Consider the following 12470-nt stretch of genomic DNA (forward strand, 5'->3'; position numbering starts at 1 on the left):
GCATGAAACATACGTTGTTAGCACTGCTGGTTGCCGGATTTTTGCCGTTCAGCGTTCAGGCCGCAGGAGAAAAAGTGACGCGCTATGTCGTCACCTTCCCAGCCAGCGAACGCGTTGCGTATCAGGGCAAATTCGCCCAGAACTTCCCCAACGGCCTGCCTGTCGGTATTGGTTCCGGTCTCTATTTCACCGGCAAACAGGGCGACGATCTGATGTTCACCACCGTCACCGATCGCGGCCCAAATGCCGATGCGCCGCTGGTCGGCGAGAAAGAAGCCAAGATCTTCGCCAGTCCTGACTACGCACCGCTGATGATGGATATTCGGGTCAGCGCGAAAGCCGCCGAGGCGATCAACGCCCGTCCACTGCACGATGCCGAGGGCAATATCACCGGCCTGCCACTGCCCGCGGACATTATCGGCACCACCAACGAAGTGGCGCTGAACGATGCACTGCAACCGCTCAGCACCAGCCAGCGCGGTCTGGACACCGAAGGGATTACGCCGGACGGCAAAGGCGGCTTCTGGCTGTGTGACGAATACGGTCCGTTCCTGATTCACGTTGATGCCAGCGGGAAAATCCTGCAAAAATTCGGGCCAACGCCTGCGGGCAGCGAGCATTCGGTCGCCAGCGGTTTACCGAATATCATCAAGTGGCGTCAGCCGAATCGGGGTTTTGAAGGGCTGACCCGCCTGCCGGACGGCACGATCGTCATGGCCGTGCAAAGCACGCTGGATATCGACGGCAAAAGCAAAAACAAAGCGCAGTTTACACGTCTGGTGATGTTTAACCCGGAAACCAAAACCAGCCGCATGGTGGGCTACCCCATCAACATCGACAGCTATAAGAAAGCGAAGGATGCCAAGATCGGCGATATCGTCGCGCTGGATAATCAGCGTATTTTACTGGTCGAGCAAGGCGCGGATAAAGACAAGCAAATGCAGAACCGCATCTATCTGGTCGATCTCAGCAAGGCAAGTGACCTGACGCCGTTCGATGCCGATGGCAAATCGCCGGAGTTTGACGATCTCGCCCAGTTGGAAAAACGCGGCATTACGCTGGCGAGTAAGCAGGAGCTGGTGGATCTACGTAAGCTCGGCTGGCAGCAGGAGAAAGTGGAAGGTCTGGCGCTGGTCGATAAGCAAACGCTGGCTGTCATTAACGACAACGATTTTGGCCTGCAATCCGTGCTGCAATCCCCGGTGAAAGCGAAAGATAAGGCGGACGACTATCAGGTTACTGCCGATGGTAAACTGACGCGAGATGGCAAAGCGGTCGAGACGACGTTAGCCATCAAACCGTTAGAGAAGCCAGAAGCCGATAACGAACTGTGGGTGATTACTCTGCCGCAGCCGCTCAGGTAGTCTTCTGTGAAATGGCTTCCACCGGAGACGGGGAAGCCACTATTCAACACACTCAAATCAACGCGTTCAGGCGTGCTCGAACCAGTCGCTATTCTGTTGCGCAATCGGCGTGATCGAATAGATCATTTCCTGCAAATGCTCACGAATCGCTTTTTCGGCAGCATCAGGATCGCGCGCTTTCAGGGCGCTAAAAATCAGGTAGTGCTGTTGGATCAGGCTGGGCGGTGGTGAAACCTGGCTCAGGCTGAGAAAACGTACGCGATCCATCGTCGCTTTAATCGACTCGATGGTTTCCCACGCCAGCGGACAGTTGGCAATCTGCGTCAGCAACTGATGGAAGCTGTCATCAAGGCTGAGAAACTCGCGTACCTGATCATTCTGCGCAGCCAGTTCCTGACGGCGTAAGTTGTGCTCCAGCGTCAGCAACTGTTCTTCTGTCACCATTTCTGCCGCCCGGCGCGCAATCGCACACTCCAGAGCCTGGCGGATAAAGCGGGCATCTGCCACGCGCTGCTCGGAGATCTTCATCACAAACGTGCCGCGCTGCGGCAGGATCTGCACCAGTCCGGCCTCTGCCAGCTTGATAAAAGCCTCTCTGACCGGCTGGCGGGAAACGTCAAAACGCACAGAAATTTCTTTTTCAGACAGCAGCTTACCCGGCGGAATATTGCATTCCACAATGTCTTTGCGCAGTACGCGATAAATTTGCTGGTTGACTGGTTCGTTGTTGTTGATCTGAAAAGAGGTGTCCATGCCGTTGTGCTTACCCGAGAAATTTACCGTTTATGATACATGTTAATTAGGGACTATACCCGCCATACTTGTCTGTCATACCTCAAACTGCACGTTTGTTCGCTTACCTTACGCCCCAGCCACTCACATGAGTCAGTGGCTGGGGATAATGAGGAACAGAATATCTTTCACAGGAGACCCGCAGCCGGACGTTTCCAAAGAGCATATCGTTCAGTTGCCGACTGTATTCGACTGGTTTAGATGCCTATCCTCTATTTCAAAAATACATAATTAAACGACTATCACACTACGGCATGAGTAAATTAGGCAAGAACATTACCGTTTGCGGAAATAAAAAGAGAACCGCGACGAAAATGAGGAATGCCAATAAATACGGCACTGAAGTTTTCATAAAATGTACGGTGTCACATTTTAAAATACCACAGACCGTATACATACAAATACCAACCGGCGGTGTATTCGCTCCCAACAACGTTAAGGTAATAAACATAATGCCGAAATGAATAGGGTCATAGCCTATTTCTGTCACGATGGGCAGTAATATTGGCGTCAACAGCAATACCAGAGGACTCGCATCCAAAACCATCCCAATAATGAGTACCAAGGCAAAAATCAGTAGCATGATACCAGTAGGGCTTTCTGTAAAATCGGTAATGATTTCAGTCATTGCCTGAGGCAATTGATCCAATACGCTGATATGTCCCAGAATAAAGGCAGCCATAACCAAAAGCATGACAATACCCAGATCGCTTAGCGTTTCAGTCAATGTCTCAAGCATTCCTTGCCACGTGAGTTCCTTATAAACCAGACCACCAATAATAATGGCGTAGAGAACGATAAATGCCCCCGCTTCTGAAGTAGTAAACAACCCTAAACGAATCACTACGATGAGAATGACTGGGAACATCAACGCCCAAAAGCCGCGACGAAAACTAACCACAACCTCTTTGAACGTCGGCTTTGACAACGTTTCTGGTGGGATTTTCATACGACGAGCCATGATGTAATTCGTTATCATCAGGGTTATCGTCAGTAAAAAACCGGGAATAATGCCAGCGAGGAATAATTTACCGATAGAGACATTGCCCACAAATCCAAACAAAATTAACAAGATGCTTGGAGGTAATGTAGCCGTGATCAATGATGCAAAAGCGATAACGACAGCCGTGTAAGCCCGTGGGTAGCCCCTCTCAATCATAGAGAAACCGAGCATACGTGACTGCATTGACGCATCAGCGACTGCTGAACCCGCAACGCCCCCCATAAGCATCGCGAGTAATACGTTAATTTGCGCTAACCCTCCGATCATCCAGCCAGTCAGTAAACGCGCAAAATCCAATAAACGCTCTGTAATGCCTGTTCGCGTCAGTAAATTTCCAACCAAGATAAACAAAGGGACAGCAATCATCGGAAATGACTGTGTCGGCGCGGCAAACTTTTGAAAAGCGATACCAAGAGGGAGAAAATCAGACGTGAAGAAATAGGCCAGGCTTGATATGGCAATGACAAATCCTACCGGCATGCCCATCAGCATGAAAACGACGAATAATACACCGGTCAACCATATCATGGTAAATCCCCTCTAATAGATAATGCTCGACGGGTATTAACTTTATCAATCAGTTGCTCAACACAGGTCAATATCATTAGCAAACACCCTGTCGGAACTGCCGCGCTTAAAAAAACATGATTTAATTCTGAAATGGGTAATACATGTGCTCGTGTATCCCAGGTAAAAAGATATCCAGAGTAAGTTCCAAAACCAAGAAATAAGATAATCAAAATTCTATTAATATAATCTATCCCAGTTTGGATTGTCTCAGGTAACCGCTTAGATAAAAAATCAATTCCCATATTACGTTGATTGGCTTGAGCATAATGGATAGAGAACATACTTACCCAAGCGAATAAAACCATTGATATCTCTATAGACCATATCAGTGGATACCCCACTGCTCGTCCAATAGCCGCGACCAGAATAAGTATCACCATGATGATAAACATAATCTTTGCAATGGCTATTTCTATTTTAATCAGTGTTTTCATCTGAAATATCTCACACAACGTCCCGCCGAAAAGGCGGGATCGGCACAGAGGTAATCAAGCTAATTTATTTGGTGTCCAACGCTGTTTTCAGGCTGTCGCGAGCGGATTCCAAGCCAAGTTTATCAGGTACATTTGCACAGGCAGTTATAAAGGGAGTGAGATCGATTTCTTCCACTTTTACGCCACTTTTGGACATTTTTTCTAAAACGGCAGCACTTTGCTCTATAATTTTTTGGGATGCGAATGCACCAGCATTATAAGATTCTTCATGAAGAATCTTCTGATATTCGGCAGGAAGTTGGTCAAACCATTTACTCCCAACAATAATCGACGTCATTAAGTGGTAGTGGTTGGTTTTAGTAATATATTTAGCTACCTCATTAAGCTTGGAACCGTATAACGCCGTTGGGTGCGCCTCGGCAGCATCCACTACGCCCGTCTGAATGGCGGAATACACTTCGGACCAAGCCATTGGCGTTGGTGATGCCCCCATGCAGTTGATTGTTTCAATAACGATAGGCGCATCAGGTACCCTTACTCTGACACCTTTTAAATCAGCTGGCTGGGTGAAAGGTTTTTTCGTAATCATCATACGAGAACCTTGATACCAGTTGAACGAGAGGCTGACCAAGCCCGATTTTCCCTGTAACTGAGATTCCCATTCTTTAAATATGGGGGTTGTGACAAATTTCGAAGCTTGCTCATAATTTGACAATAAGAAGGGGGCATTCAGTATTGCCAACTCTGGCACAAATTGCGCCAGTCTACCGCCGTCAGTGAGAACGCCAACATTACTTCCAACTTGAGCCTGCTGAATTAATTCCCCATCGGCTCCCAACTGACCGCTAGGAAATAATCTCACACGTACTTTTTTATCAGTGCGTTTTTCAACGTTTTTCTTAAATTCCTTAAATCCAGCATAAACAGGATCATCCGGAGCTAACGCAGTGCTCAGGTTGAAATCATATGTTTTGGCGGCAACGGAAGATAAGGTAACCAGGGAAAGCAGTGAACCCAGTATTATTTTTTTACATAACCCCGGTGTTAGAGCATAAAAATACTTCCTTTCGAAAGTTAAGGTATATTTTGACATATCTTTCTATTCTCCAAAGGAAAAATCATGAATGTAAAAATACTAGATGCGCTAATTCAATATATCGAAAATTAAATCCCCCACTTCTCAGTTATCAGAAAAATAAACCATTTACATCATTACTAACGGTTTATTTACCTTACCCATTAGTCAAACATTATTTAATCATTGTCTCAGATCATTCAGCGCCGCTTCTATCGCATTGCAGAATATTACCAATGATCATCTTTTCACTTATTGTGCCAGTTCCACGACTTCAGCCCATACGCCATCATCAACAGGGATGCCTTTGACAAGATTCTCTTGCCGATTTTTAGCTGAGTGTTCTCCGGGATAATAAACCTCTGTTTGGCCTTCTGCCTGCGTGGATGTCTTGACATAATCCGCCACGCTGTCAGCCATACGCTCGCTAAATTCACTGCCGCCAAGCTGGGCTGGATCGAAAACAATAAAAATCTGGCTGGCTCCAGTGCAACTGCCTTTACCAATTTTATCAATCTCATTTGTCGGATGGCCTGCGGACAGTAACGCTGCCATCGCATCTAACAAAACGGCCAGCCCCGATCCTTTCCAGTATCCGGTTGGAAGGATGCGCATAGATTGTTCAATTGGCCCCGGCTCATCGGTTAAATTTCCCTGCTGATCAAAACCGCCAGGAAAAGGCAGACGTTCGTTTTTAAGCCGCGTAACCTGTAATTTGCCGTATGAGTACTGCGACATCGCCATATCTAATACGATCGGCCCTTTTTCTCTCGGCACAGCCATCACAAAAGGGTTGTTACCTAATCGGGTATTTTTAGCCCCCCACGCAGGCATACACGATTCCGTATTCGTCCAACACATTGCGGCAAGACCTTGTTCCGCGGCTTTCCAGCCGTACGCGCCTCCACGCATCCAGTGGGTGGTATTGCGTAAAGCAACAATCCCTATGCCATTTTCACGCGCTATCTCCGCTGCTTTTTCAACCGCAAACAAGGCGTTGGTGACACCAATCCCCTGATTACCGTCATAGATCTGAATCACACCTAATGATTTGACCTGAGTGGGCTCAGCCTGAATATCGATCCAACCTTTTTTGACATAGTCAATAAACCGGGATACGCGGTTTAAGCCGTGCGAATAAACTCCATCACAACTGGATTCTGTGTGAATCTGTGCGCAAACCTCCGCTTTTTTCTCGCTTAATCCCGCGTTCAAAAATGCCTTCTTTACAGTCTCTTTCATGACATCAAAACTAATTCTTTGCATATTTTTCATCTCATTTCTAAGACCAACATTCCACGATGGACATCATCATGACTGAATATCTACCAGCACTTCGCAGCAACTGTTTGGCACCTGTTCAACTTAGCTCATCTATCCGCTCATTACCTACTACCATACAAGTACACCAATAGTGATAACTTGAATCACCTCACATTTATTAACATTTGCAACATTTATCGAAAAACCATAAATAGCAGAAGGAGGAACAGGGATGCATCAAGAGGGAAAAGAGGATGTGGCAGACGAACCATATGAACATTAACGCTGTGCTTCAGAGCGCTAATGGTGAAAGTCATTTTTAGTTGATCTTCAACGTAATATGGCAGGTGTCATGGTTACCGCAATCCTGTCGCGGTAAGATAGAGATATTGTAGGACAAGGGGTCATCCGTGTTTCCCTTGCCCTGTATGGTCACAAAAATAGCCAACGCGATCGGTTTTGAAATTACCAGTCCGTTACCTGCAACGTCCCTTTCACGCCTTTTTCTAGCAACGTCAGATAATGCTGCGTCACCGCATCAACAAAGACAGGATTCTTCGGTAAGTCCTCACCAAAGATCGCCGTCAGCGTCAGCAGCGCAGTAACTCGGCTTTCACCTTCCGGGCTGCGTTGCACCGTTTCAGCGATTAGATCTTTCAGCGGATCGCTAATTTCAATCGGTTTTCCTTGCTCATCCACGCCGCCCACATAGCGCATCCATCCCGCCACACCGAGCGCCAGCGCATCAAAACGGCTGCCGCGTGCCAGATGCCAGCGGATCGAGTCCAGCATCCGCTGTGGCAGTTTTTGCGAGCCGTCCATCGCAATCTGCCAGGTACGGTGTTTTAGCGCACGGTTGCGATAGCGATCCAGCAGCGCATCCGCATAGGCAGCAAGATCGACACCCTGTGTACGCAGCGTCGGAGCCTGTTCACGCAGCATCAGATGATGTGCCGCCGCGACCAGTTCACTGTCCTGCATGCACTCGCTGATATGCTGATAGCCAGCAAGGTAGCCCAGATACGCCAGAAACGAGTGGCTGCCGTTCAGCATACGCAGCTTCATTTCCTCAAACGGCAGAACATCCTGTACCAGCTCCGCACCGGCTTTTTCCCACGCGGGACGGCCGTTGACGAAGTTATCTTCAACCACCCACTGGAAGAACGGTTCACAGGCGATCCCCGCGGGATCGACTACGCCCAGTTGTCCCTGAATTGTCTCCAACGTTTCTTCGGTAATAGCCGGAACAATCCTGTCTACCATCGTGGACGGAAAGGTGACGTGCTGTTCAATCCAGCGCGCCAGTTCGATATCCTGCAACTCAGCCAGTTGCACGATCACGTTGCGCGTGACGTGCCCGTTTTCCGGCATATTGTCGCAGGACATCACGCTGAATGCCGGTAGCTGGCGTTCCCGTCTGCGTTTGATCGCAGCCAGAATCACACCGGGCAGGGAGCGTGGTTCTGCGGGTAACCCCAGATCGTGGCAAATCAGCGGATGTTCACTATTTAACTGCCCCGTCGCCGGATGGTGGCAATAGCCTTTCTCCGTGACGGTAATCGACACAATGGCGATATCCGGCGCGCTCAGCGCTTCCAGCACCGCCTCGATGCCTTCGACTTCCGCGTGCAGCGCGCTAGTCGCTACGCCGATGACCCGGCTATTCCAGCCGCTGTCCGCCATTTCGGAAACCGACCACAGCAAATCCTGCTGGCGAATGGCTTCAATCTGCTGCTCGCCGCCAATCAGGTTAATTTCGCAATAGCCCCAGTCGCTACCGTGCTCCGCCGCCAGCTTATCGGCACAGACCGCCTGATGCGCCCGGTGGAATGCGCCAAAGCCAATATGCGCAATACGTGTTTTTAGCTGGCTACGGTTGTAACGCGGCACCACAACCTGCGGTTTAAGCGTAGAAAATTCACTGATACTCATCGTTATCCCTGATAGGTGATTCAAAAAATACGTCTGTGTCCTAAATAATTCGAGTTGCAGACAGGTCAACTCATCTGCAACTCGCACAATGACAATCTGAACGTTACGCCGCGTCGTCTAATGCATCCAAGTCACGGTCTTTCACTTCCGGCATACAGATAGCCGCGAATAAACCAATCACTGAGTAGGCAATCATCATCACGACAATCGGCCACCAGGAACCGGTCATGTTGCAGAAAATACCCGCTAACACCGGACCAAAACCAACGGCAACCAGACCACCCGTTTCTTTGGCAATCGCCATTTGCGTAAAGCGGCTACGTCCACCGAATATTTCCGCCATCGTGATGTTTTCCAGCGCAAATAATCCCAGTACCGCGAAGTTATGAATAATGATAATGCTGACGACAATTACGTTAACGCTATTCTCTTTATCAACGATAAGAGAGAGCATCGGGTAGGCTAACAATATCGCCGAGATATTCAGAATAATATACGGTACGCGGCGACCAATTTTATCCGACAGCCATCCTAATAATGGAATGGTGATAAAACCAATAATGGAGCTGATCATCAATGCATCGGTCGGAATAGATTTATTGAACAACAGCGTTTGGACTAAATATCCCGCGAGGAAAGTCTGAATTAATCCTGAATTTCCCGCCTGTCCGAAACGTAATCCTGTTGCCAGCCAAAACGCCTTGCTTTTGAACATGGACAGTACTGATTTTTGCTCGCTTTGCTCAACCACCAGAGCAGGTGACGGCTCTTCAGCATCAGAGACATCATTACTCACTTTTTCAAAAACCGGGCTTTCTTTCAGGTTCATACGCAGCCAGATCGCGAAAATCATCACAACTACGCTGGCCAGGAACGGTACACGCCAGCCCCATGCCAGTAACTCTTCTCTCGAGAGGGCAAAAAACATGACGGCCCAGATAGCCGTGGCGCTGAGCGTGCCACAGTTGGTACCCATTGCAACCAGTGAGGAAATAATCCCGCGCTTTCCTTTCGGTGCGTATTCAGCCAGCATGGTACCGGCACCGGAAATCTCGGCCCCCGCCCCTAACCCCTGCACGATACGCAAGGTCACCAGCAAGATGGGCGCGAAAATACCAATCTGTGCGTAGGTTGGTAGCACGCCAATTAACGTGGTACAGATCCCCATCATGGTAATGGTGATAAAGAGCACTTTCTTTCTACCGATGGAGTCCCCCATCCGGCCGAAAATAAAGGCACCGACGATACGTGCGACATAACCTGCGCCGTAGGTTCCCATTGCCAGAATCAGCGCCATTGCCGCTGATTGTTCAGGGAAGAATATTTCATGGAAGACCAGTGCAGCCCCGAGCGAATACAGTTGGAAATCCATGAATTCTAATGCAGTGCCCAGCCAGCCGGACACCGCCGCCTTGACTAAATCCGAGGTACTTCTTACAGGCTTATCTTGTCCAGATGCTATTTGCGTATTCATATATACTCTCGACGATTTGTAATTATGGTAGAGCACAGTAAGTAAAATTACCGTTCATCATGGTGTCGCAATCCACTCCAGCCCGTTATTAATGGTCTGGAGTGATTAAGAGAGAAATAATTACTTAAAAGGAATCATTATATTATTCTGTAGTCGATATAGTTTTTCCTTTTATATATCCCCTGTTGCCAATAACGTGTCATGCATCATTAAATGTCAGCAGGACTTTGCAGCAGCGTTTTTGATCTTTTTCAAAAACTTCAATTGCCTGTACAACCTCCTGATAATCAAACCGGTGGGTAATCAGTTTTGCGGGATCGATACGTTTCGCTTTCAGCCACTCAATCACGATTGGGAATTTATTGGCATTCAAGCGCGATGAGAAAATGGAAATCTCTTTGCTGGTTATTCCCTGCTGGCTGATCTGACAAGGCTCGCTGGAAAAGCCCATGATGGCGATACGCGCAGCAGGAGAAGCAATCGTAATCGCTTCCTGCAAAATAGATGGATGGCAGGCAGCGTCAACAATCAGCGTAGGCTTGATATTCAGCGTTTCCAGCTCGTCTTTTAATGACAGCGATGCGTTATTAATGACCCTGTCCGCGCCGCTGCGTAATGCCATATCCAGACGTTCAGAAATGCGATCGACGACGATGACTTCCTTCACGTTGAACACGCCTTTCAGTACCTGAACCGAGGTCAAGCCCATCGGTCCCGCACCATAAATCAGGGCGACATCCTGCTCCGTCGGTTTCACCTGTGCGGTCACGTTGGCGGAAATCGTGAAGGGCTCGACCATCACGGCGAACTCATCAGGGATCTCATCCGGGATGATGTGCGCGTTCTTCGCCGGTACGGCAGCGTACTCGCTGAACCCGCCATCGCGATGCACGCCCAACACCACCAGCGAAGTACAGACGTTCGGCTTGCCGATTGAGCAAGGGTAGCAGTGGCCGCAGCTCACTACCGGGTCGACCGAGACGCGCTCGCCCAGACGGGATGCCTCCACGCCCTCGCCCACCGCCTCAATCACGCCGAAGAATTCATGCCCAATCACGCGTGGGTATTTGGCAAAAGGGTTATGCCCTCGGTAGATGTGGCTGTCCGAGCCACAAATACCGGCCAGCTTTACCTTCACCCGAACTTCACCTGCCGCTGGCTGTGGAATAGGACGCTCTTCAATCACCAGCGTATTCGGCTGCTGTATTACAATGCTTTTCATATTTTGGCCTCTGATTACCTATTCCACTCTTACCAGTTCCACAACGTGCCGTCTTCCAGACGGGCAACCGGCAGATAAGCGGGGTCATAGGGGTATTTGGCCGCCAGCTTTTCATCAAACTCAATGCCTAACCCCGGTTTTTCGCCTGGGTGCATGTAGCCGTTATCGAATGTCCAGCTATGCGGGAACACTTCCAGCATTTGCTCCGAATAACCCATGTATTCCTGTACGCCGAAGTTTGGCACCCAGAGGTCAAAATGCAGCGCCGCCGCCATGCAGATAGGCGACAGATCCGACGGCCCGTGTGAACCGGTACGCACCTGATAGAGCGAGGCAAAGTCGGCGATGCGACGCATACCGGTAATCCCGCCCGCGTGGGTAATCGTGGTGCGGATGTAGTCGATCAGCTGTTCTTCGATCAGCTGTTTGCAATCCCAGATGCTGTTAAAGACTTCACCCACCGCAATCGGCGTAACCGTGTGCTGACGGATTAAACGGAAGCACTCCTGATTTTCCGCAGGCGTTGGGTCTTCCATCCAGAACAGACGATAGTCTTCAATGCTTTTACCAAAGCGCGCCGCTTCAATCGGCGTCAGGCGGTGGTGCATGTCGTGCAGCATGTGCTCGTTGAAGCCAAACTTATCACGCACCGCTTCAAACAGCTTCGGCGTGAAATCGAGGTATTTTTCCGTCGACCACAGTTGCTCTTCCGGCAAATTGCCTTTCGTCGCGGGTTCATACGCCAGCCCTTTGCCTTTCGCCATGCCGTAGGTGGTTTTCATACCCGGAACGCCGCACTGTACGCGGATCGCCTTGAAGCCCTCATCGCGATGTTTGGCGTAATCGTCCAGCACTTCATCAATCGAGTGACCTGTGGTGTGGCAATACACCATGACGCCCGTGCGCGATGCACCGCCCAGCAGTTGGTAGAGCGGCATGTTGGCGGCTTTGGCCTTGATGTCCCACAGCGCGGTGTCGACGGCGGAAATGGCAGACATCGTCACCGGGCCACGACGCCAGTACGCGCCTTTGTAGAAATACTGCCAAATATCTTCGATCTGGTGCGCATCGCGGCCAATCAGCTGTGGACACACATGATCTTTGAGGTAAGAGGCGACCGGCAGCTCACGCCCGTTGAGCGTCGCATCGCCGAGGCCGGTTAATCCGCTATCTGTCGTAATTTTCAGGGTGACAAAGTTCCGTCCCGGACAGGTGACAAACACTTCAGCGCTGACAATCTTCACGTTACTTATCCTTCTGTGCATGTAGCCATTCGTTTATGCTGACTACCATACAAGTATATTAATCGAGATAATTTGAATCACCTCACATTTATTCACA

Annotated in this window: 10 protein-coding genes; 1 reads left to right on the top strand and 9 read right to left on the bottom strand. The window is 49.4% G+C overall.

The window, feature by feature from the left end:
• Positions 1-2: 2 nt before the first annotated feature.
• The gene (locus H4F65_RS09440; RefSeq protein ID WP_010282706.1) at positions 3-1364 is read left to right on the top strand and encodes an esterase-like activity of phytase family protein; all 1362 of its coding nucleotides are present in this window, start codon (positions 3-5) and stop codon (positions 1362-1364) included.
• A 66-nt stretch (positions 1365-1430) separates the two neighbouring features.
• On the opposite strand, the gene H4F65_RS09445 is transcribed toward H4F65_RS09440, so the two are convergent.
• The 9 genes from H4F65_RS09445 to manD form a co-directional block, all read right to left on the bottom strand.
• Positions 1431-2117, bottom strand: a complete 687-nt coding sequence (locus tag H4F65_RS09445; protein WP_010282703.1) for a GntR family transcriptional regulator — start codon at positions 2115-2117, stop codon at positions 1431-1433.
• Between the two features lie 286 nt (positions 2118-2403).
• Positions 2404-3687 carry a TRAP transporter large permease gene (locus tag H4F65_RS09450; RefSeq protein ID WP_010282701.1) on the bottom strand — a complete coding sequence of 428 codons (1284 nt, stop codon included), beginning with the start codon at positions 3685-3687 and terminating at the stop codon, positions 2404-2406.
• Positions 3684-4163 carry a TRAP transporter small permease gene (locus tag H4F65_RS09455; RefSeq protein WP_010282699.1) on the bottom strand — a complete coding sequence of 160 codons (480 nt, stop codon included), beginning with the start codon at positions 4161-4163 and terminating at the stop codon, positions 3684-3686. Before H4F65_RS09455 ends, H4F65_RS09450 begins: the two co-directional genes overlap by 4 nt.
• Before the next feature lie 64 nt (positions 4164-4227).
• Positions 4228-5256, bottom strand: a complete 1029-nt coding sequence (locus tag H4F65_RS09460; protein ID WP_010282696.1) for a C4-dicarboxylate TRAP transporter substrate-binding protein — start codon at positions 5254-5256, stop codon at positions 4228-4230.
• 234 nt (positions 5257-5490) lie between these two features.
• Entirely contained in the window at positions 5491-6504 is a 1014-nt protein-coding gene (yiaK, locus tag H4F65_RS09465) for a 3-dehydro-L-gulonate 2-dehydrogenase (protein ID WP_039312569.1), read from the bottom strand.
• Between the two features lie 462 nt (positions 6505-6966).
• Complete coding sequence (locus H4F65_RS09470; protein WP_010282691.1) at positions 6967-8433, bottom strand: mannitol dehydrogenase family protein; 1467 nt, start codon at positions 8431-8433, stop codon at positions 6967-6969.
• A gap of 103 nt (positions 8434-8536) precedes the next feature.
• A complete protein-coding gene (locus H4F65_RS09475; protein WP_039312573.1) occupies positions 8537-9907 on the bottom strand; it encodes an MFS transporter in 1371 nt (456 codons plus the stop codon).
• Between the two features lie 199 nt (positions 9908-10106).
• The gene (locus H4F65_RS09480) at positions 10107-11129 is read right to left on the bottom strand and encodes a Zn-dependent oxidoreductase (RefSeq protein ID WP_010285940.1); all 1023 of its coding nucleotides are present in this window, start codon (positions 11127-11129) and stop codon (positions 10107-10109) included.
• A gap of 29 nt (positions 11130-11158) precedes the next feature.
• Positions 11159-12373, bottom strand: coding sequence for a D-mannonate dehydratase ManD (gene manD, locus H4F65_RS09485; protein ID WP_010285939.1), 1215 nt, complete (start codon positions 12371-12373; stop codon positions 11159-11161).
• Between the last annotated feature and the right edge of the window lie 97 nt (positions 12374-12470).

The organism is Pectobacterium brasiliense, from assembly GCF_016950255.1.
Taxonomy (GTDB): domain Bacteria; phylum Pseudomonadota; class Gammaproteobacteria; order Enterobacterales; family Enterobacteriaceae; genus Pectobacterium; species Pectobacterium brasiliense.